This is a genomic window from Streptomyces ipomoeae 91-03, from assembly GCF_000317595.1.
GTDB classification, from domain to species: Bacteria; Actinomycetota; Actinomycetes; order Streptomycetales; family Streptomycetaceae; genus Streptomyces; species Streptomyces ipomoeae.
The window spans coordinates 1-26,712 of the sequence record NZ_AEJC01000054.1 but is presented as its reverse complement, the minus strand read 5'-3'; the positions used below and the strand labels follow the sequence as shown (position 1 = coordinate 26,712).

The 26,712-nt window shown below is 70.2% G+C and carries 22 protein-coding genes and 1 pseudogene; 14 read left to right on the top strand and 9 right to left on the bottom strand.

The genetic code is table 11. The annotated features are described in order from the left end of the window. Positions 1–108: 108 nt before the first annotated feature. Together STRIP9103_RS02765 and STRIP9103_RS02760 are read right to left on the bottom strand one after the other, a co-directional pair. Complete coding sequence (locus tag STRIP9103_RS02765) at positions 109–1,113, bottom strand: zinc-dependent alcohol dehydrogenase (RefSeq protein ID WP_009297167.1); 1,005 nt, start codon at positions 1,111–1,113, stop codon at positions 109–111. 31 nt (positions 1,114–1,144) lie between these two features. Continuing rightward, positions 1,145–2,302, bottom strand: coding sequence for a mandelate racemase/muconate lactonizing enzyme family protein (locus STRIP9103_RS02760; protein WP_009297144.1), 1,158 nt, complete (start codon positions 2,300–2,302; stop codon positions 1,145–1,147). Positions 2,303–2,837: 535 nt separating this feature from the next. Between STRIP9103_RS02760 and STRIP9103_RS02755 the strand changes: the two genes are divergently transcribed. The 8 genes from STRIP9103_RS02755 to STRIP9103_RS02720 all read left to right on the top strand — a co-directional run bounded on the left by STRIP9103_RS02755 (position 2,838) and on the right by STRIP9103_RS02720 (position 12,441). Then, positions 2,838–3,884, top strand: coding sequence for a LacI family DNA-binding transcriptional regulator (locus tag STRIP9103_RS02755; protein WP_009297169.1), 1,047 nt, complete (start codon positions 2,838–2,840; stop codon positions 3,882–3,884). Between the two features lie 173 nt (positions 3,885–4,057). Next, positions 4,058–5,068, top strand: coding sequence for an ABC transporter substrate-binding protein (locus STRIP9103_RS02750; protein ID WP_009297161.1), 1,011 nt, complete (start codon positions 4,058–4,060; stop codon positions 5,066–5,068). Between the two features lie 105 nt (positions 5,069–5,173). Then, complete coding sequence (locus STRIP9103_RS02745; RefSeq protein ID WP_009297178.1) at positions 5,174–6,706, top strand: sugar ABC transporter ATP-binding protein; 1,533 nt, start codon at positions 5,174–5,176, stop codon at positions 6,704–6,706. Further along, positions 6,703–7,815: an ABC transporter permease gene (locus STRIP9103_RS02740; RefSeq protein ID WP_009297175.1), complete on the top strand. Its 1,113-nt coding sequence runs from the start codon at positions 6,703–6,705 to the stop codon at positions 7,813–7,815. Before STRIP9103_RS02745 ends, STRIP9103_RS02740 begins: the two co-directional genes overlap by 4 nt. Beyond that, on the top strand, positions 7,815–8,837 hold the full coding sequence (gene yjfF / locus STRIP9103_RS02735) for a galactofuranose ABC transporter, permease protein YjfF (RefSeq protein ID WP_048819568.1): 1,023 nt from the start codon (positions 7,815–7,817) through the stop codon (positions 8,835–8,837). The genes STRIP9103_RS02740 and yjfF overlap by 1 nt, the downstream gene beginning before the upstream one ends. A gap of 474 nt (positions 8,838–9,311) precedes the next feature. After that, complete coding sequence (locus STRIP9103_RS02730; RefSeq protein ID WP_374005173.1) at positions 9,312–9,731, top strand: ABC transporter ATP-binding protein; 420 nt, start codon at positions 9,312–9,314, stop codon at positions 9,729–9,731. Positions 9,732–9,860: 129 nt separating this feature from the next. Then, positions 9,861–10,589, top strand: a complete 729-nt coding sequence (locus STRIP9103_RS49720; RefSeq protein WP_009297137.1) for an SCO2400 family protein — start codon at positions 9,861–9,863, stop codon at positions 10,587–10,589. 124 nt (positions 10,590–10,713) lie between these two features. Next, positions 10,714–12,441: a dolichyl-phosphate-mannose--protein mannosyltransferase gene (locus STRIP9103_RS02720; RefSeq protein WP_009297147.1), complete on the top strand. Its 1,728-nt coding sequence runs from the start codon at positions 10,714–10,716 to the stop codon at positions 12,439–12,441. Positions 12,442–12,449: 8 nt separating this feature from the next. Here STRIP9103_RS02720 and STRIP9103_RS02715 read toward each other — a convergent pair whose 3' ends face one another. Next, complete coding sequence (locus tag STRIP9103_RS02715; RefSeq protein WP_009297155.1) at positions 12,450–12,890, bottom strand: MarR family winged helix-turn-helix transcriptional regulator; 441 nt, start codon at positions 12,888–12,890, stop codon at positions 12,450–12,452. A 184-nt stretch (positions 12,891–13,074) separates the two neighbouring features. Here STRIP9103_RS02715 and STRIP9103_RS02710 point away from each other — a divergent pair, with 184 nt between their 5' ends. The 3 genes and pseudogenes from STRIP9103_RS02710 to STRIP9103_RS49715 all read left to right on the top strand — a co-directional run bounded on the left by STRIP9103_RS02710 (position 13,075) and on the right by STRIP9103_RS49715 (position 14,675). Further along, on the top strand, positions 13,075–14,097 hold the full coding sequence (locus tag STRIP9103_RS02710; protein ID WP_009297139.1) for an NADP-dependent oxidoreductase: 1,023 nt from the start codon (positions 13,075–13,077) through the stop codon (positions 14,095–14,097). Positions 14,098–14,250: 153 nt separating this feature from the next. Continuing rightward, positions 14,251–14,475 (top strand): annotated as a pseudogene (locus tag STRIP9103_RS51145) (DUF6087 family protein); the annotation flags it as partial. A gap of 59 nt (positions 14,476–14,534) precedes the next feature. Continuing rightward, positions 14,535–14,675, top strand: coding sequence for a hypothetical protein (locus STRIP9103_RS49715; protein ID WP_158696842.1), 141 nt, complete (start codon positions 14,535–14,537; stop codon positions 14,673–14,675). A 41-nt stretch (positions 14,676–14,716) separates the two neighbouring features. Here the strand turns inward: STRIP9103_RS49715 and STRIP9103_RS02705 are convergent, their stop codons facing one another. The 3 genes from STRIP9103_RS02705 to STRIP9103_RS02695 all read right to left on the bottom strand — a co-directional run bounded on the left by STRIP9103_RS02705 (position 14,717) and on the right by STRIP9103_RS02695 (position 19,689). Further along, positions 14,717–15,532 (bottom strand): nucleotidyltransferase domain-containing protein, encoded by an 816-nt coding sequence (locus tag STRIP9103_RS02705; RefSeq protein WP_048819571.1) that lies wholly within the window; start codon positions 15,530–15,532, stop codon positions 14,717–14,719. 374 nt (positions 15,533–15,906) lie between these two features. Beyond that, positions 15,907–17,079 carry a serine hydrolase domain-containing protein gene (locus tag STRIP9103_RS02700; protein WP_009297148.1) on the bottom strand — a complete coding sequence of 391 codons (1,173 nt, stop codon included), beginning with the start codon at positions 17,077–17,079 and terminating at the stop codon, positions 15,907–15,909. 24 nt (positions 17,080–17,103) lie between these two features. Beyond that, positions 17,104–19,689, bottom strand: a complete 2,586-nt coding sequence (locus STRIP9103_RS02695) for a M14 family zinc carboxypeptidase (RefSeq protein ID WP_009297172.1) — start codon at positions 19,687–19,689, stop codon at positions 17,104–17,106. Between the two features lie 325 nt (positions 19,690–20,014). On the opposite strand from STRIP9103_RS02695, the gene STRIP9103_RS02690 reads away from it, so the two are divergent. From STRIP9103_RS02690 to STRIP9103_RS51135, 3 genes are all read left to right on the top strand, one after another. Further along, complete coding sequence (locus STRIP9103_RS02690; RefSeq protein ID WP_374011081.1) at positions 20,015–20,797, top strand: thioesterase II family protein; 783 nt, start codon at positions 20,015–20,017, stop codon at positions 20,795–20,797. Between the two features lie 259 nt (positions 20,798–21,056). After that, positions 21,057–21,887 carry an AfsR/SARP family transcriptional regulator gene (locus STRIP9103_RS51140; protein ID WP_234022092.1) on the top strand — a complete coding sequence of 277 codons (831 nt, stop codon included), beginning with the start codon at positions 21,057–21,059 and terminating at the stop codon, positions 21,885–21,887. Between the two features lie 255 nt (positions 21,888–22,142). Further along, positions 22,143–23,624 (top strand): AAA family ATPase, encoded by a 1,482-nt coding sequence (locus STRIP9103_RS51135; protein WP_009297173.1) that lies wholly within the window; start codon positions 22,143–22,145, stop codon positions 23,622–23,624. Here the strand turns inward: STRIP9103_RS51135 and STRIP9103_RS02680 are convergent. The 3 genes from STRIP9103_RS02680 to STRIP9103_RS51130 form a co-directional block, all read right to left on the bottom strand. Further along, positions 23,601–24,788, bottom strand: coding sequence for a cytochrome P450 (locus STRIP9103_RS02680; RefSeq protein WP_009297157.1), 1,188 nt, complete (start codon positions 24,786–24,788; stop codon positions 23,601–23,603). The two genes, STRIP9103_RS51135 and STRIP9103_RS02680, sit on opposite strands and share 24 nt — an antisense overlap. Before the next feature lie 180 nt (positions 24,789–24,968). Next, on the bottom strand, positions 24,969–26,510 hold the full coding sequence (locus STRIP9103_RS02675; RefSeq protein WP_009297163.1) for a flavin monoamine oxidase family protein: 1,542 nt from the start codon (positions 26,508–26,510) through the stop codon (positions 24,969–24,971). After that, positions 26,507–26,712: hypothetical protein (locus tag STRIP9103_RS51130; RefSeq protein WP_234022091.1), on the bottom strand; the 206-nt coding region annotated here is incomplete at its 5' end. The genes STRIP9103_RS51130 and STRIP9103_RS02675, both read right to left, overlap by 4 nt.

The following is a 26,712-nucleotide window of genomic DNA, read 5'->3' as shown; positions in this document are numbered from 1 at the left end:
ATTCGGTATTTCGGACGAGGTTCGCGGCTCTGGGTGCACGGGGCTTTGGGTGTACGCCGGTACGAAGTCGTCAGGTACTTCGTACCGGCGTACGGCTCAAGGGGTGTGTCATGGCCGCAGCAGGACCTTGCCGACCTTCGGATCGCCGGAGCCCACCAGCTCGATGGCCTGCGGGAACTCCTCCAGCGGCAGCTCGTGCGTGACGAGGGGCAGCGGGTCGAGGAGCCCCGCTCCGAAGACCCGCACCGTGTGCGCCCAGGCGTCCGGCGGCGCCCCGAACACGGTGTGCACCTCCAGCTGCCGTACGACCAGATCGGTCGGGTCGAGCCCGTCCGCGCCCGGCGCCGGGATGCCCGTCAGGACCAGCCGGCCGCCGCGCCGCAGGAGGGCGGCGGCGTTGCACGCCGCGTCCGCGGACCCGGCGGTCTCGATGACGACGTCGAAGTCGTCCGGGAGCTCCTGGTCCTTGGTGCGGAAGTCCGTGGCCCCGAACCGCTTGGACAGCTCGGCCCGGTCCGGACGGGTGCCCACGACGAGCAGCTCGGCCGGTGAGGCCGCCTTCAGGAACTGGACGGCGAACATGCCGAGCGTCCCGGTGCCCACGACGGCGACCTTCTCGCCCGGCAGGGCGTTCGCCTTGAGTGCGGCAGCCGCGATGCAGGCCGCCGGCTCCAGCAGCGCCGCCGCCGTGAGGTCCGCGTCGTCCGGCAGGACGTGCAGCAGCCGGGCGGGCAGCGTGAGCGTGGTGGCCATGGCGCCCGGCTGGGTGAAACCGGTCTCCTCGTAGCCCGCCGTGCACAGCGTGGTCTCGCCCGCGTGGCAGCGGTCACACACCTGGCAGTTGCGGAAGCCCTCGCCCACGACCTTGCGGCCCACCAGGCTCGACGGGACGCCGTCGCCGACCGCCTCCACCGTGCCGGACCACTCGTGGCCCGGGGTGAGGGGATAGCGGACGTACCCCTCGGGCCGGTTGCCCTGGTAGACCTCGCGGTCGCTGCCGCAGATCCCGGAGGCGTGCACACGGACCAGGGCCTCGCCCGCGGCGGGCTGCCGGGGCTCGTGCGGGACGAGCCGGTGCTCGCCCGGGCCCTCGATGACGACGGCGCTGCTCACTGGCTCCCCCCGCTGCCGGGCCGGCGGGCGCTCACTTGGTGCCCTTGGGCTTGCGCTGCTCCCAGCCCTCGGCCCACAGGTCGAAGCGTGCCTGCTGCTGCGGGAACTCGGCGGCGGCGTCGACGTCCAGCTCGACCCCGAGGCCGGGCTTGTCGGAGAGGTGGAAGTAACCGTCCACGACCTCCGGGGCCCCCGAGATCACCTTCTTGATCTCCGCGTCCGCGAAGTCGTTGAAGTGCTCGAGGATCTTGAAGTTCGGGGCGGTGAAGCCGACCTGCAGCGAGGCGGCGGTCAGCACCGGCCCGCCCACGTTGTGCGGGGCGACCAGCATGTAGTGCGTCTCGGCGGTGGCGGCGAGCTTGCGGGTCTCCCAGATGCCGCCGATGTGGCCGACGTCGGGCTGGATGATGTCGACGGCCTGGCTCTCGAACAGCTCACGGAACTCGATGCGATCGTGAATGCGCTCACCCGTGGCGACCGGCATGTCCACCTTGGCGGCGACCTTCTCCAGCGCCTTCAGGTTCTCCGGCGGGCAGGGCTCCTCCAGCCACGCGGGCTTGAAGGGCGCCAGCTCCTTGGCCAGCCGCACGGCGGTGGCGGGGGAGAAGCGGCCGTGCATCTCCAGCATCAGCTCGGAGTCCGGCCCGATGGCGTCGCGCACGGCCTCGATCAGGGAGACGGCGTACACGGTCTGCTCGTGGTCCAGCTCGAAGTGGCCGGTCCCGAACGGGTCGATCTTGAGCGCCTTGTAACCGCGCTCCATGACCCCCTGGGCCGCCTTGTGGTACGCCTCCGGGGTGCGCTCGGTGGTGTACCAGCCGTTGGCGTACGCCTTGACCTTGTCGGTGACCTTGCCGCCGAGCAGCTGCCACACGGGGACGCCGAGGGCCTTGCCCTTGATGTCCCAGCAGGCCATCTCGATCACGGCGATACCGGACATCACGATCTCGCCGGCGCGCCCGTAGTCGCCGTACTTCATCCGCTTGACGAGATCCTCGACAGCGAACGGGTCGGAGCCGAGAATGTGATTGGCCTCCGCCTCGTGCAGATAGCCGAGCAGCGCGTCGGTGTGGCCCAGCATGCGGGTCTCGCCGACGCCGGTGAGTCCCTCGTCGGTGTGCACCTGGACGTAGGTCAGGTTCCGCCACGGCGTTCCGACCACGTGTGTGCTGATTCCCGTGATGCGCACGGTACTCCCTGTCCTCTTCGATCGATCTGTTCGAAATATCGGCACTCGTTCGAAATGCTGTCGCGACAGTAGGGACGACGTGGTGTGAGTGTCAATGGGGCGAACACATAACGGTTTGGTGTGCCCTCGGGAGCGGCCCGGATCGAGGGCGTGGCGGGGGTGCGCCGGACGAGCCGCGGACCTCTTTGGAGGCATGTCCATGCCGTCCGTGGCGGTGCTCGCGACGCCCCTGACCAGCAAGAACGGCCTCCGTCCCGCAACTCCCTCCGCTCGTCGCGTTATTCAACCGTGACGACTTCTCTGGCGCAGCCCTCTTGACCGCCGTGAATTGTTAGCGCTCACAATGACGTCCGCATTCACCAGTCGGCTCCGACGGCGTCCAAGGAGGTACGAGCGTCGTGTCACCATTGCTCCAACTCCCCTTGCCACCCGGGGTCGTTGTCCCTGACGGGACCCCCGGGTGAAGCCGCCGACGCCGAACCATCGGCCCACGGCACAGGTCTTATCGGCAGGCGACCGCCAGGGAGGTGCGGCCGTGACCCACTCACAGCTCCGGCCGCCCACCATGGCCGACGTGGCACGCCTGGCCGGCGTGTCGCACCAGACCGTGTCCCGTGTCCTGGGGGACCACCCCAATGTGCGGGAGGAGACCCGGGCCAGGGTGCAGCGGGCGATCGAGGAGATGGGCTACCGTCGCAACTCCTCCGCACGGGCCCTCGTCACCCGGCGCACCCGGACCCTGGGCGTGGTCGCCTCCAACACCACGCTCTACGGCCCGGCCAGCACCCTGTTCGCGCTGGAGGAGGCGGCGCGGGCCGAGGGGTATCTCGTCTCGACGGTCAGTCTGCGCAGGCTGACGGTGGAGACGCTGTCCGAGGCCCTGGACCACCTCAGCGAGGGCGGTGTGGAGGGGGTGATCGCCATCGCCCCGCAGCGGTCGGCGGTCGCCGCCCTCGACGAACTCCGCCGGCCCTTCCCGGTGGTGGCCGTGGGCACCGGCTCCGGCGCGGAGATCCCCAGCGCCAATGTGGACCAGCACCTCGGCGCACGGCTGGCCACCGGCCATCTGCTGGCCGCGGGGCACCGTACGGTCTGGCATCTCGCCGGGCCCGAGGACTGGCAGGAGGCCGCGGACCGGGAGGCCGGTTGGCGGGCCGCCCTCGAAGAGGCGGGTGTGGAGCCGCCGGCGCCGCTGAGGGGTGACTGGAGTCCGCTGTCGGGCTACCGTGCGGGCCAGGAACTGGCCGGCTGGGTGGGCCGTGGGCTGACCGCCGTTTTCGTCGCCAACGACCAGATGGCACTGGGGGTGTTGCGGGCCCTGCGCGAGGCGGGCGTGCGGACCCCGCAGGACGTCGCGGTGGTCGGCTTCGACGACATCCCGGAGTCGGAGTTCTTCGCTCCACCGCTCACCACCGTCCGGCAGGACTTCGCGACGGTCGGCAAACGGGGCATCGCCCTGCTGCTGGACCTGATCGAGGACCGGCCCCCCTCCGGGTCGTCCCGGATCGCCATCGAGCCCCAACTCGTCGTGCGTGCCAGCACTTTTCCGTACCACCCTCTGCCGGGGACCGCTCCTGGCTGAGGTGGCTGCCAAACGTTTGTTGGGGGAGCAGGAGAGTCTGCCAAACGTTTGTTGGCCCCCCACCCGTACGACCGAAATCCCGAACGATGATCGACAGGTTGGACGTAGTGCGGCCGGTCCCCATGAGTACCAGCGGGTCCCACCCAGGGCCGGCTCTTCAAAGGAGAAGACACATGCTCAACAGACGGAACTTCCTCACCGCGGCGGTCGGCGTGGCGGCGGCGGCCGGCCTGACGGCCTGCGCCAAGGAGGACGAGGGCGGCTCCACCGGTAGCTCCTCCTCCGGCGGCAGCAAGGCGATCACCCTCGGCTTCTCCCAGGTCGGCTCGGAGAGCGGCTGGCGCACCGCCAACAGCGACTCGATCAAGTCGGCCGCCAAGGAGGCGGGTTACACCCTCAAGTTCTCCGACGCCCAGCAGAAGCAGGAGAACCAGATCTCCGCGATCCGCAGCTACATCGCGCAGAAGGTGGACGTCATCGCCTTCTCGCCGGTGGTCGTCACCGGCTGGGACGCGGTGCTCAAGGAGGCCAAGGCCGCCAAGATCCCGGTGATCCTCACCGACCGCTCCGTCGAGACCTCCGACGAGTCCCTGTACGTCACCCTGGTCGGCTCCGACTTCACCGACGAGGGCCGCCGCGCCGCCAAGATCCTGGAGAAGGTCCTGGAGAAGGCCGGCCACAAGGGCAAGGTCAAGATCGCCCAGCTGGAGGGCACCACCGGCGCCGCCCCCGCGATCGAGCGCGCCAAGGGCTTCAAGGAGGTCATGGACGCCGAGCACAAGGACGACTGGGAGATCGTCGTCACCCAGACCGGTGACTTCACCCGCGCCGGCGGCAAGCAGGTCATGGCGGCCTTCCTGCAGTCCAACCCGGACATCAACGTGCTCTACGCCCACAACGACGACATGGCCATCGGCGCCATCCAGTCCATCGAGGCGGCCGGCAAGAAGCCCGGCAAGGACATCCTCATCGTCTCGGTCGACGGTGTGAAGGACGGCTTCGTGGCCATGTCCGAGGGCAAGATCAACGCCATCGTCGAGTGCAACCCGCTGCTCGGCCCCCAGCTGATGGAGGTCATCAAGACGGTCCACGACGGCGGCACGGTCGAGCGGTGGATCAAGACCAAGGAGAGCGACTTCATGCAGGACCAGGCCAAGGACGCCCTCCCGACCCGCAAGTACTGACCGACCGCACCCTGACGGCAGGGAGCCCCCGTCCGACCGCTCCGTCGGCGCCGGGGCTCCCTGCGGGCCGATACGAATTCCATGAATTCCCAGAGGAGCACTGCCATGGCAGAGCCGCGGCCCGTCCTGGAGATGACGGGCATAGTCAAAGAGTTTCCGGGGGTACGGGCTCTGTCGGGCGTCGACTTCCGACTCTTCCCCGGCGAGATCCACGCCCTCATGGGCGAGAACGGCGCCGGGAAGTCCACCCTGATCAAGGTGCTGACCGGGGTCTACTCCCTGGACGGCGGCACGATCACCCTCGACGGGAAGTCCGTGCGGTTCGCCAGCCCGCTGCAGGCGCAGCAGGCCGGGATCAACACGGTCTACCAGGAGGTCAACCTCTGCCCCAACCTGTCGGTGGCGGAGAACATCTTCATCGGCCGTGAGCCCACCCGCTTCGGCCGCATCCAGTGGAAGCGGCTGCGCAAGGAGGCCGCCGAACTGGTCGACCGCCTCGGCCTCGACATCGACGTCACCGCACCCCTGTCCTCGTACCCGCTGGCCGTGCAGCAACTGGTCGCGATCGTACGGTCGGTGAGCACCGGCGACGGTGAGGGCGCGGGCACCAAGGTCCTCGTCCTGGACGAGCCGACGTCCAGCCTCGACCGCGACGAGGTCCTCGAACTGTTCCGGCTGATGCGGCGGTTGAAGGACGAGGGCGTCGCGATCCTGTTCGTCTCCCACTTCCTCGACCAGATCTACGAGATCTGCGACCGGATGACCGTCCTGCGCAACGGCACCCTCGTCGGCGAACACATGGTGAGCGAACTCGACCAGGTCGGACTGATCCAGCTCATGATCGGCAAGGAGCTGGACAAGCTGGAGGAACTGCACGAGCACCAGCTGCGCGCCGACGTCGGCGAGACCCTGCTCCACGCCGACGGCCTCGGCAGGACGGGCGGCATCGCCCCCTTCGACCTGGAGATCAAGAAGGGCGAGGTCGTCGGACTCGCCGGACTGCTCGGCTCCGGCCGCACCGAACTCGCCCGGCTGCTCTTCGGCGCCGACCAGCCCGACAGCGGCAAGGTCACCGTCGCCGGCAAGCAGGTCCCGATGAACGCCCCCAACGACGCCATCGGCGCCGGCGTGGCGTTCTGCTCGGAGAACCGCAAGACCGAGGGCCTCGTACCGGATCTGACGGTACGGGAGAACATCATCCTCGCCCTCCAGGCCGCCCGCGGCTGGACCCGCCCCATCCCGGCCGCCCAGCGCGACGAACTGGTCGCCAAGTACATCAAGGCCCTCGACATCCGCCCCGCCAACCCGGAGGCCCGCGTCGGCCAGCTCAGCGGCGGCAACCAGCAGAAGGTGCTGCTCGCCCGCTGGCTGATCACCCAGCCGAAACTGCTGATCCTCGACGAGCCCACCCGGGGCATCGACATCGGCGCCAAGGCGGAGATCCAGAAGCTCGTGGTGTCCCTCTCCGAGGACGGCATGTCCGTCCTCTACATCGCGGCCGAACTGGAGGAGGTGCTCCGGCTCAGCCACACCATCGGGGTGCTGCGCGACCGCAAGCTCGTGGCGCGGCTCACCAACGGCCCGGAGGTCACCACCAGCAAGATCCTCGAGACCATCGCGAGCGGAGAACACCAGTGACCACCACCTCCCGCTGGCGAGCACTGACGCACCACCACCTGTTCTGGCCCGTCGCGGTCCTGATCGTCCTGCTGCTCGTCAACGTCCCGTTCACCCCCGACTTCTTCTCGATCAAGATGACGGACGGCCACCTCTACGGCAGCCTCGTCTCGATCGTGCTCTTCGGCTCGCCCCTGATCCTGGTGGCGGTCGGCATGACCCTGGTCATCGCCACCGGCGGCATCGACCTCTCCGTCGGCGCGGTCGTCGCCATCACCGGCGCGCTGACCTGCTCGTACATCAGCGACCAGGCCGACCAGAACGCCCTGGCCGGGGTGTTCCTCGCCATGGGCATCGGTCTGGTCGCGGCGGTCGTGTGCGGCCTGTGGAACGGCTTCCTGGTCGCCCGCATGGGCATCCAGCCGATCATCGCGACCCTGATCATCATGGTCGCCGGACGCGGTGTCGCCCAGCTGATCACCGACGGCCAGATCATCACCATCAACAGCGAGCCGTACAAGCTGATCGGCGGCGGCTACTGGCTGACGCTGCCCTTCTCCATCTTCGTGGTGGCCGTCGTCGTCGCCGTCACCGTGGCCCTGACCCGCCGCACCGCCCTCGGCCTGCTCGTCGAGTCGGTCGGCGGCAACGCCGAGGCCAGCCGGCTGGTGGGCATCCGGTCCCGCCGTATCAAGATCATGGTGTACGTGTTCTGCGCCCTGTGCGCGGGCATCGCGGGCCTGATGATCAGCTCCAACACCTCGGCGGCGGACGGCAACAACGCCGGTCTGTGGATCGAGCTCGACGCGATCCTCGCCGTGGTCATCGGCGGCACCTCGCTGCTCGGCGGCCGGTTCTCCATCGGCGGCACGGTCATCGGCGCCCTGGTCATCCAGACCCTGACCACCACGATCTACACCATCGGCGTGCCGACCCAGACCAACCTGGTCTTCAAGGCCGTCGTCGTCATCATCGTCTGCCTGCTGCAGTCCCCGAAGTTCCGCGCGAAGGTCTTCGGCACCAGGTTCGGCCCCAAGTCCGGTGCGAAGGGCAGCGGCACACCGGCCGCCGCCACCCCGGCGAAGACCGCCACGACGCCCGAGGCAGCCCCCAAGATGGAGGTGTCGTGATGAGCGCGACCACCCAGACCCCCACGGCACCGGACAGCCGTACGACGTCCAAGTTCGCGGCGCTGCTCGGCGACCGGCGTCTGCCCGTCCTGGTGACCGCCACGCTCTTCCTCGCGATGTACATCGGAGGCCTGAGCCGCTACCAGAACTACGGCTTCGCCGAACCGCAGGTCTTCCTCAACCTGTTCATCGACAACGGCTATCTGCTGGTCGCCGCGGTCGGCGCCACCTTCGTCATCATGTCCGGCGGCATCGACCTGTCCGTCGGCTCGGTGATCGGCTTCACGACCATGTTCACGGCCTGGCTGGTGGAGCGTCAGGGCCTGCCCATCGTGGTCGTCATCCCCATGGCGCTGGCCGTGGGCGCCTTCGGCGGCTTCCTGATGGGCTATGTGATCCACAACTTCGAGATCCAGCCCTTCATCGTGACCCTCGCCGGCCTCTTCCTCTTCCGGGGCCTGTGCCTGGTCATCAGCAAGGAGTCGATCGCGATCACCGACTCCTCGGTGAGCAGCATGGCCCAGGCCCGGCCGTCGGTCGGCGTGGGCGAGCTGTCGATCGGCGCCGTCGTCGCGCTCGTCGTGCTCGCCGTGGCGTTCTACGTCCTGCACTACACCCGCTTCGGCCGCCGCGTGTACGCCATCGGCGGCAACGAGCAGTCGGCCATGCTGATGGGCCTCCCGCAGGGCGGCACCAAGATCGCCGTCTACACGGTGAGCGGCTTCTGTTCGGCGCTGGCGGGTCTGCTCTTCACCCTCTACATCCAGTCCGGCGACCCGCTGCACGCCACCGGCATGGAACTCGACGCCATCGCCGCCGTCGTCATCGGCGGCACCCTGCTGACGGGCGGCTCCGGCTATGTCATCGGCACCCTCTTCGGCGTCCTCGTCCTCGGCCTGATCAAGAGCATCATCCAGTTCGAGGGCACCCTCAGCTCCTGGTGGACGAAGATCGCCACCGGTGTGCTGCTGTGCGCGTTCATCCTGATCCAGCGGGCCATGACGGCGCGTAAGAAAACCTGAGCGGTCGGTACGCGGTCCGGCTGTGATCCGTACGCGGTCCCGCTGTCATCCGTACCAGGTCCCGCTGTGATCCGTACCCGGTCCGTCGCACGTACTCCGTGCGGCGGACCGTTCGTTCGCGACAGCCGTTCGGGCAGTGCCCCATGGCGGAGCAGTGCCACCACGGCAGAAGCGTGGGCGTCAATCGGCGTGCCATCATGGCGAGTTGCCCGACGGGCGGCGGACGACCCCCGGGGCCGGCGACGGTGAGGACGGCCGACATGGATCCCGAACTCGAAGCGTTCATCCCCCTGCTCCCCGTACCGATCTGACCGACCCGGTCGCCTACCGCAAGATCTACGCCGAGCCGGCCGCCACGAGGCCGGCACCGGACACCGCGGGACTCGAGATCGAGCACCGCACGGTGATCGACAACGCCTCGTTGTCCGTCCCCGAGGGACAGCGACTCGCCGTCGTCGGATGGGAGGTGTGGACGTGCGCGCGATCGATCCGGAGGTGTTGATGGCGCGGATCGCCATCGTCTTCCAGAACGTCTACCTCTTCGACGGCACGATCGAGGAGAACGTACGTCTGGGACGCCCCGATGCCACCGAGGCCGAGGTGCGGGCGGCAGCGACCGCGGCGCGGCTGGACGAGGTGACCTCGGCACCGGACCCCGTGAACGAGGCGGCCGTCCACGAGGGCGTCGAACGCCTGATGGCGGGCCGGACGGTGGTGATGGTCGCGCACCGGATGAAGACCGTGCGACGCGCCGATCGCGTCGTCTTCCTGGACGGCGGCCGGGTCGTGGAGGAGGCCAGCCACGACGACCTGCTGCGCAGCGGTGGCCGCTACGCCGACTTCTGGAACACGTCCATGGCAGCGGCTACGTCAACCCGAGTACAGGCTCGGTAACCGCCGGGGAATCGCGGCGAATAATCGGGCTTGACCTCAACTGGCCAAACGAGAAAGGCCACTTCCACACACAACCTTCACAGGAGTCTCTAGGAACGCTCCCGGTGCCGAACTTAGTCTTCCCGCGTCATGGACGACTACTGCCACCCGTGCCGACGGCACCTCAACGGCGCCCTCGCCTGCCCGGGGTGCGGCACCTCCGTCGAAGAGCTACGCGCGTACGCGGACGAGGGCGACGCGCGCCCCGAGGACGCCGAGGACACCTCCGCCGCGTCCGAGGACGAGCCCGGCCGCCGCTCCTCGCGCCGCCGGGCCGCCCGGGAGCGCGGCGGGAGCGCCGGCGCTCGTTCCAGCCGCCGCGACCGCAAGGCGGCGGCCCACCGGCGCCGCCGCAAGCGCATCCTGCTGATCGGCTCCGGCCTGCTGCTGGCCGTGGGCGCCCTGAGCCTGGCCGAACTGGGCATGGAGGCACCGCACTCCGGTACGACGAACCAGGCGTCGGACGAGGAGCCGACGGAGGGCGCGGCCTCTCCCGACGGCGCCGCCGACGCGGAGGACGGCACGACCGAAGGCTCCGCCGAGAAGGACTCCCCGTCGGCCTCGCCCTCCGACTCCCCCTCGCCGTCCGCCTCCGAGACGGAGAAGGACGACAAGGACGAGGACGAGAAGAAGAAGGACCGCGACGAGCAGTCCGCCACCGCCGGCACCCGCCCCGACACCTCCCCCTCGGCCCCCGCCGCGTCCTCCGGCCCCGACCCCACTGACGACCCCGCCGACGAGCCGACCGCCGACGACCCGACGCCCCCCGAGCCGTCGCCGTCGGAGACATGCGAGAAGTTCCTGTGGTGGTGCACGTAAGGGACGGACATGGGAGGGCCGGACAAGGCAGGGGCGAAATTCCGGGACTCCGAATTCCCGGACCCTGGTGCCGATGCGGGGGACCGTCCCATGTCACCCGCGGGGGGCTGCTTAAGGTCATCGAGTGACGAGTAGCAACGAGCCCCGTGCCCATGCCGTCGCCCACCCCCGTCCGGTGACGGCGGCGCCCGGCGACTGGCGGGAACGGCTACGCCTGTTCGGATACGTCGGCCGCCCCGCGACCGACGTCCGCGACCGCCTGGTCCCGCCCTTCCCGGAGCCGTCGACCCACCTCTGGGAGTTCCTGGGTCTCGGCCCGGCACCGGCGTACCGCCTCGCGAGGGCGATGGCCTGGCTGGGCCCGGTGCTCGTCGCCGCCCTGGCCGGAGCGATCCGCTTCTGGCACCTCGACCGGCCGCGGGCCATCGTCTTCGACGAGACGTACTACGCCAAGGACGCCTGGTCGCTGCTGCGGCTCGGCTACGAGGGCACCTGGCCGGACCGCAAGGTCGCCGACCCGCAGATCCTGGCCGACCCTCAGGTGATCCCGCTCACCGACACCGGGTCCTTCGTCGCCCACCCGCCGACGGGCAAGTGGGTGATCGCCCTCGGCGAGTGGATGTTCGGCCTCACCCCGTTCGGCTGGCGCTTCATGACGGCGGTGCTGGGCACCCTGTCGGTGCTGATGCTGTGCCGAATAGGGCGCCGCCTGTTCCGCTCGACACTGCTGGGCTGCCTGGCCGGCACGCTGATGGCGGTGGACGGTCTGCACCTGGTGATGAGCCGCACCGCTCTGCTGGACCTCGTCGTCATGTTCTTCGTCCTGGCGGCCTTCGGCTGCCTCCTCATCGACCGGGACCGGGCACGGGCCCGGCTCGCGGCGGCCCTACCGCTCGACGAGGAGGGCCGCGCACGCCCGGACGAGCACACCGGCGAAAGCGCCGGGACGGGAGCACGCCCATGGCGGCCGGCAGCCGCCCTCTTCCTGGGCCTGGCGGCCTCGACCAAGTGGAACGGCCTGTACTTCCTGGCCTTCTTCATGCTGCTCACCCTGCTGTGGGACGTCGGCGCCCGCCGCGTCGCCGGGGCACGTCACCCGTACCGGGCGGTGCTGCGCAAGGACCTCGGCCGGTCGCTGCTGTCCGTGGCCCCGGTCGCCGTACTGACCTATCTGATGACGTGGACGGGCTGGTTCCTGTCCGACAACGGCTACGCCCGTCACTGGGCGGACGGCCGCGGCGGCACCTGGTCGTGGATCCCGGCCCCGCTCCGCAGCCTGTGGCACTACGAGTACGGGGTGTACCGGTTCAACGTGGGGCTGGACACATGGCACAAGTACGAGTCCAACCCGTGGAGTTGGCCGGTCCTCGGCCGCCCCGTGCTGTTCCACTACGACTCGCCGGAACCCGGGGAGGCCGGCTGCCACGCGATCAACGGCTGCTCACAGGCGATCGTCGCCCTGGGCACGCCGCTGCTGTGGTGGTCGGGATGCGGCGCACTCGTGTATCTGCTCTTCCGCTGGGCCCTGCGCCGCGACTGGCGCGCCGGCGCCGTCCTGTGCGCGGTCGGCGCCGGGTATCTGCCCTGGTTCCTGTACCAGGACCGTACGATCTTCTCCTTCTACGCGGTCGTCTTCGTGCCGTATCTGTGCCTGGCCGTGACGATGACGCTGGGCGCGCTGCTGGGCCCGTCGGGGGCGACGGAGAAACGCCGCACAGGGGGCGTGGTGGCGGTGGGCGTGCTCGTCCTCCTCATCGCCTGGAACTTCATCTACTTCTTCCCGATCTACACCGGCCAGACGATCCCGTACGCCGACTGGCGCGCCAGGATGTGGCTGCCCACCTGGATCTGAGCCCGGCCTCACTGCTCCCCGAGCATCCGCCGCAGCAGATCCCGCAATGACTCCCGCTCCCCGGCGGACAGCCCCGCCAGCGGCTCGCGCGCGAAGTCCAGCGACTCCCGCAGGCTGCGGGCCACTCGCCGCCCTTCCTGCGTGGCGGCGGCCAGCTTCACGCGCCGGTCCTTGGGATCGGGCCGACGCTCGACCAGCCCTCGCCCCTCCAGCCGGTCGACGATCCCGGTGACGTTCGACGGCTCGCACCGCAGTTTCTGGGCGATGCGCCGCATGGGAAGCGGTTCGAGGGAGAGAAGTCCGAGGAGGCGGGCCTGGGCGCCGGTGAGGGCGTGCCCGGCGGCGGCGTCCTCGTACTCCTCGTGGTAGCGGGCCACGACCGTGCCGATGAGTTCGATGACCTCAAGGGTCAGCGGGTCTAGGCGGGGGGTCGTCTTCTGTGGGGCCATGGGACCCAGGCTACCGCGTTACTTGACAACATGAAATATTCAGGAGCATGGTTGTTTCAGGTGCTGAAGTAACCACGCGGTATGTAAGAACAAGCCGGTATCAAGAACAACCCGAGCAACCCGAGCAACCCGAGCAGTCGGAACGACCCGAACAACCAGAACGACCCGCAGGAAGGCCGCCCCCATGTCAGAGACCCCCGCCCTCCCCACCACCAGCCGCGCCTGGCACCTGCTCAGCCGTCCCGTCGGCTGGCCGAAGAACGAGGACTTCGCCCTGGTCGAGGAGGAGATCCGGCAGCCGGGCCCGGGCGAGGTCCTGGTACGGAACAAGTACCTCTCCGTGGACCCGTACATGCGCGGCCGGATGAGCGCGGCGAAGTCGTACGTCGCCCCCTTCGAGCTGGGCAAGGCCATGCAGGGCGGCGCGGTCGGCGAGGTCGTGGCATCGGGGACCGAGGGCATCGCGCCGGGTGACCATGTGCTGCACTTCGGCGGCTGGCGCGAGTACGCCACGATCGCCGCCAAGCAGGCCGTGAAGGTCGACCCGGACGCCGCGCCCCTCTCCACCTACCTCGGCGTCCTCGGCATGACCGGCCTCACCGCCTACGCCGGTCTGCTGCGCACCGCCTCCTTCAAGGAGGGCGACTCCGTCTTCGTGTCGGGCGCCGCCGGTGCCGTCGGCAGCCAGGTCGGCCAGATCGCCAAGCTCAAGGGCGCCTCCCGGGTCATCGGCTCCGCCGGCTCGGACGAGAAGGTCAAGCTGCTGGTCGAGGAGTACGGCTTCGACGCGGCCTTCAACTACAAGAACGGCCCGGTGAGCGAGCAGCTGAAGGAGGCCGCTCCCGACGGAATCGACGTCTACTTCGACAACGTGGGCGGCGACCACCTGGAGGCGGCCATCGGCCTGCTCAACGAGGGCGGCCGTATCACCATCTGCGGCATGATCTCGGTCTACAACAACACCGAGCCCGCCCCCGGCCCCAAGAACCTCGCCCGCCTCATCCAGACCCGCGGCCGTATCCAGGGCATGCTCGTGGGCGACCACTACGACCTCCAGCCCCAGTTCGTCCAGGAGGTCGGCCCCTGGATCCGCTCCGGCGCCCTCAAGTACCGCGAGACGGTCGTCGAGGGCATCGAGAACAACCTGGAGGCCTTCCTGGGGGTCCTCCGCGGCGACAACACGGGCAAGATGATCGTCAAGCTCTGACCCGCACCCATCTCGGGACCCGCGCACGACGCCCCCAACAGGCCCTTCAGGGAGCCCTGTTGGGGGCTTCCCTTCTGCGCGTGATGCCCACCGGGCTGTTTTCGCACGGTGAACTGCCCCTGTGCGGGGCGCGGGTGACCATCGCACCGGACGGTGCGACCGCCCCGGCTCGTGGTGGCTGGTCCGTCACGCTCTGACCGGCCGGGGTTTCGGGGGAGGCATGGGTCCGGGCGGACTGGCAAGACGAGGAGGGAGGGAAGCCTGTTGGACGACGATCCGCTGGAGGAGTGGGCCGCGCGCCGAGAGGCGCGCCGGCCGACGCCGGGAGACCGTACAGCTGTCCCCCTCGGCGACGGCCCCGAGCGAGGCGGGCACGTCGGCTCGGACGCCCCGCGCGGGACGCTGGAGCGGGACGGCCACCAGTGGACGCGGGCGGCGTGGCCGACGACCATGCCACGGCCGTGCGGGAGACCGGCCGGTACGACGCGGCGGAGCGTGTGCCCCTCCCGCGATTCGGCGCCCTGCCGCCCGCCCCGGAGCGGCCGTTCCGGCCCACCGAGGTGTTCCGCCGCCCCTGAGCCTGCCCGGGGAGCGCGGGCCGGCACTGTCGTAGTCCTGGTCACCGCGCCAGCTCGTCGCATACCTCGGTGGTCAGTCTGTCGGCGGCGTCGAGTGCGGCAGTGAGTGTGTCCGGGGTGGTGCCGAGGGCGGAGAGCAGTTTGTGGGCGCGGTCGGCGAAGTCCGCGGGGGCGGTGGTGAGTTCTCCCGCGGATCGGACCGCTCCCTTTTCGTTGAGCAGCCAACTCCGGGCATGGGCATGGAGGGCGTGCACGAGGAGGCCGACCGCGCGGAAGAGGCAGCCGGCGACATAGAAGGTGTCGCCGCGAGCCGCCCCCTTGCGGGCGGCGGCCAGGATGAACGGTGCCTCCCAGCGCGCGTTGTCGACGAGGGCTTCGCGGAGCGGTTCGGGGTAGCGGCGGGTCTGCTCCCGCAGGGCTTGGAGCTCACCGCCGGGGTCGGCGAGGACGCGCCCGAGGGCCACCTCACCGACGTAGGCGTGCGAGTACACCCCGAGGGGGTGGCCGGGCTGGGTGCCGATCTCGAACTGTCCGGCGCGGCACTGCTGCCAGACGCGGTGCACCCGGTCCAGGTCGCGGTAGATCCAGTCGACGTGGTGGCCGTCGACGGTCAGCCAGCCGCCGCCGTCCACCCACGGTCCCCAGCCGCCCGGCTCGGTCACCTCCACCGGCCCACCGGTCAGCTCGGCCGCGAGCCGGCGCAGGGCCGCGGTGTCCAGCGGCTGCCGGTAGTACAGGCCCAGGTCGTAGTCGGAATCGGGACTGTGCGTTCCTCTCGCCCGGCTACCACCCAGACACACACCCACGACGCCGCTGACATCGGTCAGCCGATTCGCGATCTCCGCCAAGCGATCCACGACCCACAGTCTGCGGAAGCGGATCACCGCCCGCGACCGAATTACCTGGCGCCGGAGGCCAACGCGTTCAGCCGTCCAGGTGAACCGCGGAGAAGTCCAGACGTGTGGCAGGGGTCGTCCCATGCCGGCCTCCAGCCCCACTCCGCTCGTGAGGACGCCCGCCCGGCCCGCCTCATGGGCCCGGGGGAAGCGATTCGGCATGGCGTCAGACCTGTCGCGCGCCACCGTCCAGGAGCAACCCCATGGGTGTCATCCGAGATTCCGCGGGGCGGCCCCCGTGACGCCCACCCGTGCGCGTCGTTGCATACGACGGAGTCCGCACCTCTGGACGTAGGGTGCGGACTCTGTCGTGCGTACGGCTTCGCGGCTGGGGCTCAGTTCGCCACGGCCGCCGAGTGCACCGCCCGTACCAGGCCCACGTTCTCCGGGGCCGCCCCGCCCGGGAAGGACATGCGGCGGCGGGTGTAGCCGTAGGCGAGGCCGCTGCGGGGGTCGGCGAAGGCCTGGGAGCCGCCGGCGCCGCTGTGGCCGAAGGCGCCGGCGCCGAGGAAGGGGTACCAGTTCTCGGCGGTCGCCTGGAAGCCGAGGCCGTACGCCTTGGGGGCGCGGGCCACCAGGTCGTGGCCGACGGAGTGGATCCGGCCGACCTCGGCGATCGTGTCGGGCTTCAGCAGCGGCGGGCGGTCGTCCAGCGTGCCGATGGCCGCCGCGTACATCCCGGCCAGTCCGCGTGCCGAGGCGATGCCGCCCGCCGACGCCTGACCGCTCGCCCGTACGGCGGGGGAGTTGGGGAAGTCCGTCAGCTCTCCCGCCCCCGGTACATGGGTGTTGAACGCGATCGAGGAGAGGGTGTGCGGGCCCTGCGGCACCGCGTCCAGCTCGGCCTGCTGGGCGGGCGTCGGCGTCATCGGCTGTACGGTGCGGAAGCGCGGCTCGTGCTCGGTCGGCAGCCCCAGGAAGAAGTCCAGCCCGTACGGGGCGCGGATCCGCTCCTCGTACACCTCCTGGAGCGTGTGGCCCGTCGCCCGCCGTACGACCTCTCCCGTCAGTGCCCCGATGACGAGGGCGTGGTAGCCGAAGGCGATGCCCGGGCGCCAGAACGGGCGCTGGGTGGCGAGGCGCTCGGCGATCAGGCGGTCGTCCGCGAGCTCCTCGTCCGTGAACCCGGCGTCCAGGCCGACCAGCCCCGCCCGGTGCGCCAGCAGCTCCCGCAGGGTCACCGAGCCCTTGCCCTCGGCCGCGAACTCCGGCCAGTAGTGGGCGACTTCACGGTCCAGCTCCAGCACACCGTCCTGGACGAGGAGCGCGACGACGAGGTGGGCGGCACCCTTGGTGGACGAGAACACGCCGTAAAGGGAGTCCCCGTCCATCTGCCCATCCGGACCCGCCCACAGATCGACGACCTGTCGGCCGTGCACGTACGCGGTCAACTGGCCCTCGTAGTCGGTCCGTTCGGCGGCCACGAACGCCGTGAACCGCTCCCGCACCGCCTCGAAGCCCTCGGCGACCGTGCCATGGACGGCGACCGCCCGGGTCTGATCGGTCATTCGCGCTCCCCGCTTCTCATCGACTCACCTGGTTCGGGACACCGTCAGCAACGCCCGGCCCACCTGCGGGAATTCCCCCTTCGGGTGGTCACGGAAGAGGGGTTCCGTGCCGAAGAGGACCGTGTTCGGGCCGCTGATCACGGACGGCTGTCCGGCCGCCGCCCGCGGGCCGCCGGTGCCGTTGTCCAGGGGGCGCCAGTGCCCGGAGACCAGGGGATCACCGGTGGCGTACGACTGGTCGACGGTGACTCCGGGGCCCAGGTCGGTGAACCACACGGGGGCGTAGACGAAGCCGTGGTCGGGTGCCCCGGCGGTGACGGGGCCGCCCGCGTTGGTCACGCGTACGACACCGTTGGCGTCCCCGTTGCCCTCGACCGCCGTCGCCTTCAACAGGCCGGTGGCGGCGTTGAGCGCGGCGCCGGTCGCTCCTCGTCCGACGAGACCGTGGGTGGACAGGAACGCGGTCAGCGACGCGCGGGCGGACGCGTTCAGACCGCCGTACGACAGGCCGGACGACACGAAGAGCACGTCCGCCCGCGACCAGTCGAAGCCCGCGTTGAGGACGGCCGTCGACACCGGGACCACGTCGAAGTTCATCTCGCGCAACGCGAACAGTTCGCCCGCCGTGACGGCGGCGGCCACGCGGACGCGGTGCAACGGGGTGCCGCCCGTCGGCCTCGCCCTCGTCGCGTCGAAGGCCACGTCGTACGACCTGGCGAGCGCCTGGGCCTTCCTGCGGGCCGAGGCGGGGACGAGGGCGCTGCCGTCGGCGGCCTGGCGTACCGGAACCCCGTCCTCGAGGAGGGAGTTGAGAGCGGCGATCTCCTGCGGGGTGTCGAGACGGAGCCGCAGGTCGCCGCGCGGGGCCACGTATCCCACGCGCGCGGCCGACTCGACCGGGCGCAGGGCGACACCCGTCAACCGGCCGGTCCTCACCTCCTCCACCGTCGCGCCCCACAGGCGGCCCAGGCTCCAGCCGGAGATGTCGTACATCACCGACACCTTGTCGCTGATGTCCCGCCCGTCGGCGAGCAGGACGTTGGCCAGGCCGCGCTTGGGCTGGCGCATGTCGACGACGTACGAGCCCTTCGTGTACGACCGGCCGCCGAGCCGGAAGGCGCGGGTCGCGCGGGTGACGCGTACGTCGTTGGCGAGGAGGTGGTCGACCAGGCGCGCGGCGGCCGTGGCGGAGCGCTGCGAACTGCCGGCCGGGATGACGTACGCGCGCGGGAACTCGGTCGTGTAGACGTCCTCGGGGCCGATGCCGGGCACCCCGGGCACGGTCTCCTCGGACACCGGCACCTGGGCGGCCCCCGCGGCACCGCGCCGGAAGACCTCGATCTGGTCGGCGATGAGTGAGGTCCGCTCGCGCCGCACGAAGTCGAGGGTGGCGTCCATGGCGGCGCCCGCCACGTCGACGTTGATGGCGGACCGGCGGCGGAGTTCGGTGACCGGCAGGGTGTCGTACTCCTCGTTGTTCACCGCCAGCGGGATCTCGACGGTGTGCGCGGCGACCGTGCCGTGGAACGCCGCGTACTGCGGGGTGAAGATCGGCGGCCAGTCGTCCCAGCCCTCCTCCGAGTCGCGGAAGGGGATCTGCGCCGGGTCGACGCCGTCCTCGGCGGGCGTGTAGCCGAGGCCGTTGACGGCGGACTCCATGCCGAGGGCGTTGGCGTAGGTGTTCTTCAGGAAGAGGTCGTACTCGTAGTTCTCGCCGTGCGGGGGAGTGGTCGGCTCGATGAGGGTGCCGTTGACGTACCCGTGCAGGTCGAGCATGACGACCGGCTGTTTGTCGATGGAGATCTGCCGCATCGCCCGCGTCTCGGGCTGGGAGGCGGTGACGAAGTCCCGGTTCAGGTCGAATCCGCCCGCGTTCGCGCGGGTCCCCGCGATACGGCCGTCCGGGTTGGCGGTGATGTTGAAGTACAGGCGGTTGTGGGCGAGGAGGTCCTTCGTCCTCGCGTCGGTCGCGGTCGCGAGGCGTTCGATGAGCTTCAGGGCCGCGTCCGTGCCCTCCCACTCGTTGCCGTGGATGTTGTTGTTGAAGAAGACGGGCGCTTTGTACGACTTCTTGAGGGCCGGGTCCTTGGCCGCCGACCTCGGCGCGTTCTCGATGAGTTCGCGCATCGCGGCCTGGGCACGGGCCTGGCGTGCGGTCTCCGGGGCGGTCACGGTGACGAGGTAGAGCCGGTGGCCGCCGGCCGACCGGCCCGCGATCTCCACGCTCACCCGGTCGCCGAGCGCCTGCAGGGCGTTCAGCTTCGGGGCGATGGCGTGGTACGGGGTGAGGCCGAGCTTGATGGACTTGTCGGCAGGGTTCACCGGGTCCGGGGTGAGGACCTGCTCACGGGGGTAGCCACGGGTGCCGCCGCTGCCGCTGCGACTGCCGGAGGCGGCGTCGGCCAGGTCGGTCACCGGTGCGGTGAGGGCCCGCTCGGCCGCGCTCTCCGGGGCCCTGGCGGCGCCCTGCGGCAGCGCGGAGCCCTCACGGACGGGGGGCTTGGGGTCGGCGCCGGCCGGGGGCGGGGCGAGCAGCAGCGCACCGGTGGTGACCGCGACGACGGTGACGCTGAGCAGGGTGGATCTCGGGCCGGGTTTCGGCGGACGCACGCTTCCTCCTGGAGTGGGGTTCCTTGGACGTGCCGGTGCGAGTGACGATCACTGTGCTGTTGGTCTACCTGTTCGACTCCCGGGCAACAAGAGGGCGTTGGTGTCGCTCGGGAACACTCGCGCCTCACCGGCTCCGGTGAGAACCCTTTGGGGAATGAACACTCCAGCGTTTCGGTAAGCATGCGACCATGCGGATGGCTGCGCGATGCATTCACCGTTTGATATGTCCCTCTATGTTTCTGATGTCTCCCTTTATGTCTGATGAGGTGCGGATGTGCTGTGAAGTGGGCCCGGCGGAGAGACGGTTGGGTACGGGGGTGTGGGGCTGATCGGGGTGAGCCAAGAACAGAACGTCTGGTTTCGGCGCTTCCCGTCCGGGGCGCACGCGCATACGGGCATCGACGCGGACTGCGAGCTGGTCTGCTTCCCGCACGCCGGCGGCTCCGCCACGTACTGGCGCCCCCTCGCCGTGGCGCTCGCCCCCGCCGTCGATGTGTCGGCCGTGCAGTACCCGGGGCGGCTCGACCGGCTGCGTGAGGCTCCGCTGGAGGACCTGCATCTGCTGGCCGACCTGATCGTCGAGGCGCTGGGCCCGCCCGGTGACCGGCCGCGGGCACTGCTCGGGCACAGCATGGGGGCCTCGCTGGCGTACGAGGTGGCCGTGCGCCTCGCCCGGCTGCCCGGCGGCGAGCCCGACCTGCTCGTCCTGTCGGGCCGTCGCTCGCCGACCGCCGCCCGCCGGCGCAGCCGGGACCAGCCGCTGGACGACGCCGATCTGGTCGCCCGCATCCGCAGGTTGGGCGGCACGGACTCCCTGGTCCTCGACGACCCCGAACTGCTGGAGCTGGTCCTGCCCGCGCTGCGCGGCGACTACCGGGCCCTCGCCTCGTACGAGGACACCCCGGGCCGACCGCTGTCCTGTCCCGTCGTGGCCCTGACCGGCGACCGGGACCCCGAGACGAGCGTCGAGGAGGTCCGGTCCTGGGCGGAGCACACCTCGGGCGACTTCCGTACGCGGGTGTTCGAGGGCGGGCACTTCTTCCTCAACGACCATGCGAAGGACGTGATCGAACTGCTCCGGGAGCTGCTGCCGACCCGCGCCCGTTGACCGACGCGCGACGCCTCCCGGGGCACCCACGCCCTCGTCCTGTCACCCCCGTACCACCGGCTCCTGTCCGTGGACGGACTATGAGCCGCCTGGATCCGGCCATAAAACGGCCCGCGTTCATTCAAAACTTGACCGGAAGACGAGGCTCATGTGTCACTTGAGGGCGTGGTATTTCGCGATCGACTCGGCGCGTCGACTTGCGGAGACGGGGGCATGGGGGGTTGCGCTGTGACACCTTGGTGTGCCCGTGCAAGGGGACTTGAAGGCGATCGTTTGCAAGAGCGTGTTAAATCTTGTAATGGGGGAAGCGATGCGGTTTCGAATGCTGGGCCCGTTAGAGGTTGTTTGCAGCGATCAGTTGGTCGTCCTGGGCGGAACGAGACAGCGCGCGACACTCGGATTCCTGTTGTTGAACGCCAATCGCGTGGTGGCCAGCAGTGAGTTGATAGAGGCATTGTGGCCGGTGGGTAAAACGCCTCAATCGGCCCGGAAAATACTGCAGAACTCCGTGTGGAGACTGCGTAGGGCACTCTCCCCGGAGGAAGGCGCGGGCTGCTCGGTCGAGCTGTTGAGCCAGGCCCCGGGGTACATGCTGCGGGTCGAGCCCGACCGGACCGATCTTCACAACTTCCGGGGGCTGGTGGAAAGGGGACGCGCGGAACTGGCGGCGGGATCACCGGAGAATGCGTCGGTGTTGTTGCGCGACGCGCTGTCCCTGTGGCGGGGGCCGGTGTTGGCGGATCTGGTGGAGACGGGAATTGACTGGCCGGAGTTGACTTCTGTCCGAAACGCCCGGCTCGATGCCCTGGAGGATTATTTCGAGGCCGAGTTGGCGTGCGGCCGTCATCACCGCATCCTCGGCGAGCTGGAAAAAACGGTTGCCACCGAGCCGTTACGGGAAAGGCTGCTCGGCCAACTCATGCTGGCGTTCTATCGATCCGGTCGGCAGACGGACGCCTTGGACGTTTATCACTGCGCCCGGACCGAAATGGTGGACAAACTCGGACTCGAACCCGGGCACGCCCTGCAGGCATTGCAGCAGGCGATCCTCGTCCACGACCCGGCGCTGATCCCGGCCGGCCTCCGGTAGCGGATCGACCTCCTCGGCACGCTCGACCCCAGGGACCGCGAGGAGCGCAACCCGCACGACCTCGGGCCCACGCTGACGGACGCCCCCGGCGCGCCCGCCGAGGAACGGGGCCGCCGTACCGATGAGGACCGAGGCCGGCGGGCCGAGGAGGACGGGGACCGGCGCGCCGATGCGGGCAGGGATCGCCGTGCCGACGCGGGCAGGGCGCCCGAGGAGCCGGCCGCCGGGCCGCCCGCGCCCCCGCTGCTGCGGACCATGGTGGCCGAGCGCAAGGACGTCAGTGTCCTCATCGTGCGGGCCCAGCTCGGCTCGGAGGACGGCGACGCCGACCCGGAGCGGATCGACGCGGCGGTCGAGAACGCGGCGGCTGTCATCCGTGAGGAGGTCGAGTGCCTCGGCGGTACGGTCGCGGCGTCGATCGGCCCGATCTGGCTCGCCCTGTTCGGAGTGGTCCGCACCGGTGAGGACGACGCCGAGCGGGCGGTGCACGCGGCGATGACCATCCGCGACCGCCTCGGCGTGGCGACGGGCCCGGCCGCCCCGACCACCGCCCGGGGGGTCTGCGTCGTCCAGGCCGCGGTCGCCACCGGCGAGGCGCTCGTCCGCTACCAGCCCGACCACAGCGACGTCCCGCCGTCGGTCAACGGCGCGCTCCTCGACGAGTGCCACACCCTGCTGTCGCTCACCCCCGCCGGTGAGATCCGGGTGTGCGACGACACCCGCCGCGCCACCGAGTTCGCGATCACGTACCACCGCGGCGACTCGTCCCCGGGCTGGCAGGTGGGCGGCTTCCGCCAGGAGTACGTCGCGCTGCACGCCGTACCGGTGATCGACCGCGAGTACGACCTGGACGTCCTGCGCGGTCTGTTGCAGCGGACCCGGCACCAGGCGACGCCGCACATGGTGACGGTGCTGGGGGAGCCCGGCATCGGCAAGACCCGGTTCATCATGGAGTTCGAGCGGCGCGTCGCGGCCAACCCGGAGGACGTACGGCTGCTGGTGGTGCGCAGTCAGCCCTTCGTCGGCGAGGATCCGCTCGCGGTCCTCCACGCCCTCGTGGCCGCCTGCTGCGGAAGCCTCAGGGGCGACTCGGTCGAGACGACGACGGCCCGGCTCACCGCCACCGTCGGGCGGCTCGTCGACTCCGAGGAGGAGCGTGCGTGGCTGCTGTCGTGCCTGACCCCGCTCCTCGACCCCGAGGTCTGCGCGAGCACCCGGGTCGCCGTGAACGATGTGCTGGGGGCGGTGCGGCAGTTGTTGCGGGAGATCGCGGCGCGCGGCCCGCTCGTGGTGGTCTTCGAGGATCTGCACTGGGCCGACGACATCCTGGTCGACTTCGTCGAGGACCTGACGCCGTCCCTGGGGTCCCTGCCCCTGCTGGTGATCGCCACCGCACGGCCGGAACTGCTCAAACGGCGCCCGGAGTGGGGCGGCGGCATCCGGCACAGCCTGACGCTCACCCTGGAGCCGATCTCCGACGCGGCCATCGACCGGCTGCTGGAGTTCCTGACGTCCACCGCGGCCGGCGGTCTCAACACGTCGGCCGGGGGGCTCCTGGAGGCCCTGCTGGAGGGGGCGGGTGACGAACCGGCCGCCCGGCGCGGCCAGTTGCGCCGCATCCTGGTCTCCGGCTCCGCCTCCCTCAGGGACGAGCTGTGCGGTCCCGGCGCGGGCGGCCCGCAGACCGCCGCGCCGGACCTGTGTCTGCCGAGGTCAGCCGGTCACCCGTATCGGTAGCCGAGTGGGCGAGATCAGCTGCCAGGGGTTCTCGAACTCCAGGGAGCCGGTCTCGTCCACCGTGATGTCCGGGTAACGGTCCATCAGGATGTTCAGGGCGACCCGGGCCTCCAGCCGGGCCAGCGGCGCCCCGAGGCAGAAGTGGATGCCCTGCCCGAACACCAGATGGCTGGTGGTGCGGTGGATGTCGAACCGGTCGGGGTCGGGGAACCGGGAGCCGTCCCGGTTCGCGGCCCCGATCCACGGCGTCACCAGCGAACCGGCGGGAATGGTGTGACCGCCCAACTCGGTGTCGGCCGTGGTGATCCGGGCCAGCCGGGGGAACGGCGGCCGTAGCCGCAGCACCTCCTCCAGGGCGCCCGGCAGCAGCGAGCGGTCCGCGCGCACGGCGGCCCCGACCTCCGGATGCCGGTCGAAGAGGAGTACGGCGTTGCCGATGAGGGCCATCGTGGTGGCGTGGCCGGCGAACATCGTCAGACCGGTCACCCCCACGATCTCGCCGTCCTCCAGGTACTTGCCGTCGACCTTGGCGCCCGCGAGCCGGCTGAGCACGTCGTCGGTGGGGTTCCTGCGCAGCCGCCGCACATGCTCCAGCAGATACGCGTTCATCTCCCGTACCGCCGGGACGACCTCGTTGGCCAGCTGCTCCGGGGGCACGGTCGCCGCGTCGACGGTGCCCAGGGCCTCGCCCCAGACCCGGAACAGCGGCTCGTCCTCGACCGGCAGGCCCAGCAGCTCCAGGATCACATTGATGGGCAGGGCGTAGGCGAGCGAGTCGATCAGGTCGAACCCGTCCGCGCCGGCCACCTCGTCGAGCAGCGCGTTGGTGATCTTCTCGATCCGGGGGGTCAGCCCGGTCACGGCCCGCGCGGTGAACACCGAACTGATCACCGAGCGCAGCTGGCGGTGCCGGGGCGGGTCCGTCGTCACCAGATTGCCCATGTCGAAGAAGTCGAGATCGGGCTGCGGCGGATTGAACGCGCGGGCGGTGTCGGAGGAGAAGGTGGTCGTGTCGGCGAGGATCCGGGAGATGTCGGCGTAACCGAACACCTGCCATCCCTTTTCCGGGTCCCGGTACACCGGCCGGGTGTCGAGCATGGAACGGAACCAGGCGAACAGCGACTCCGCCGGATCCTTGGCGACAGTATCCGAAGTTATGCTCATGATTCTGACCCTATCCTCGCGTACTTCGGCGCACGGCGAATTCCGTGGGCGTAAAAGGAATGCGTGAGAGTCTGAAACCGGCAGCGGGCCTCGGCCCGCTGCCGGTAATTCGACGGAGTTACCGAAGACCACCCGGAGACCGCCGGAAGTTCACGGCGAGACCGGGTGCCAGGCCGCCGGTCAGATCACCGACATGGAGCGGTACGACCGGCGGTTCACCTGCGGTGCCCGCAGCGCCGCCGCGCTCGTCAGCCGCTCGATCTCGGCGGCGGTCAGGAGCGTGCCGCCGGCCGCGCGGATGCCCGACTCCACGGCTCCGTCCATGTAGCCGCTCCAGCCGTCGGCGATGTCCCCGCCGGCGAACTTGATCCGGCCGTGCGGCTTCTGCAGGTCGCGGTGGAGCCGGGTCAGCTGGAACGGCTGGCGGAAGGCGCCGACGCCCAGCGCGAACTCGTCCGCGTGCCAGTCGTGGGCCGTGTAGTTGACCAGCTGGGCGTCCGGGAGGATGTCCTTCACCGCCGCCTCGACCTGCCCCCGGTCGTGTACGTCGAAGGTGTCCTTGACGCTGAACGCGACCACGGACTGGCCCTCGTCGAACCGGCCCATGATGCAGATCGGATGCCCCTCCGGAGCCTCCGCGACGAAGCGGTCGGCGGGCTTCTTCAGGTTCAGCCACAGCTTCTTCTCGTGCGGCACGCCGATGCCCGCGGTGGTGGCCGTCCGGTGCGCCTCCGGCAGCTCCGGGGTGAACTTGATCGTCTTCCACACGTTCACCGGTACGGCCATGATGACCTCGGGCGCCGTGAACTCCTCCCCGGCCCGGGTGACGACCCGTACCCGGCTCGCGTCCTGGGTGACCGAGGCCACCGGGGAGTTGAGGCGCAGGGTGGGCGCGGCCTCGGCCAGGATGGCCTTGAGCAGGGAGACCGTGCCGTCCTTGGGGCGGTAGGTGTTGACCCCGTGGAAGCCGTCGAAGTTCCAGCCCGACAGCGCCCACCACTGGGTGAGATGGGTCAGCGCCCCGCGCTTGCTGGAGCCGCCGTACAGCGAGGTCGTGCTGGTGAGGCGGATCTCCTCGTCGGGCGCGTACTTCAGCTGGTCGAGCCGGTCGCGCAGGGAGAACCCGTCGTGCCTGCGCACCAGGTCCTCCCGGTACAGCGGCTCGTACGGGCGCTCGAAGTACTCCCGGTTGCCGTCCTCGAAGAACGGGGTGAACAGCTCCTTCTGGCGGGCGTAGGCCTCGGCCGGGTCGTACTCCGCGAACCCGTCGAGGGTGGGCAGGATGCTTCGCTCGACCCCCGCGTCGGCGACGATCGGCACCTTGTAGCGGCTCAACTCCCGCCACACGTACGGCTGCAGCGGGTCCACCCAGGCCCCTCCGCGCTCGATCTGCTGACCGCGGAACGTGTCGGTCCAGGTCCGCCCCCCGATACGGCCCCGGGCCTCCAGCAGCAGGACGCGCTTGCCCTGGGCCTTGAGCTCGCGGGCGGCGGTGACCCCGGCCAGGCCCGCGCCGACCACGATGACGTCGAACTCCTTGTTCCGTACCGCCGCCGCGGCCGTCGCCGGATACGCGAGGGCCGCCCCCGTGGCGGTGACGAGCGTGGTGGCCCCGGCGGCCTTCAGCAGCGTGCGCCGTGCGGGACGCGTCCCCGTCCGGCCGGAACCTGCCGTCGCGTTCCCCGTGGCCGATATCGGGCCGTGCTCGATGGTTGTACTCACATTTCTCCTTGATGTGTCGCCGGCATGAATGCCGGGCACTCCCCCGGGTCTCGGACTGTGTCCGGAAAGCGCTGCCAAACGTAGTCGAGCAGCGGCGATTTTCGGTCTTCCTCGGGTAATTCCGTTTGGGTGGCGGTAACGGGGCCGACGGGGATCGAAATGTGAGAATCACGTGCAGGTGGAAAACAAAAAACCTCCGGGG

Coding starts and splice junctions, on each gene's coding strand:
- STRIP9103_RS02750 (WP_009297161.1), top strand. CDS start 4,058: ATGCTCAACAGACGGAACTTCCTCACCGCGGCGGTCGGCGTGGCGGCG.
- STRIP9103_RS02745 (WP_009297178.1), top strand. CDS start 5,174: ATGGCAGAGCCGCGGCCCGTCCTGGAGATGACGGGCATAGTCAAAGAG.
- yjfF (WP_048819568.1), top strand. CDS start 7,815: ATGAGCGCGACCACCCAGACCCCCACGGCACCGGACAGCCGTACGACG.
- STRIP9103_RS49720 (WP_009297137.1), top strand. CDS start 9,861: ATGGACGACTACTGCCACCCGTGCCGACGGCACCTCAACGGCGCCCTC.
- STRIP9103_RS02715 (WP_009297155.1), bottom strand. CDS start 12,890: ATGGCCCCACAGAAGACGACCCCCCGCCTAGACCCGCTGACCCTTGAG.
- STRIP9103_RS02710 (WP_009297139.1), top strand. CDS start 13,075: ATGTCAGAGACCCCCGCCCTCCCCACCACCAGCCGCGCCTGGCACCTG.
- STRIP9103_RS02700 (WP_009297148.1), bottom strand. CDS start 17,079: ATGACCGATCAGACCCGGGCGGTCGCCGTCCATGGCACGGTCGCCGAG.
- STRIP9103_RS51135 (WP_009297173.1), top strand. CDS start 22,143: ATGGTGGCCGAGCGCAAGGACGTCAGTGTCCTCATCGTGCGGGCCCAG.
- STRIP9103_RS02680 (WP_009297157.1), bottom strand. CDS start 24,788: ATGAGCATAACTTCGGATACTGTCGCCAAGGATCCGGCGGAGTCGCTG.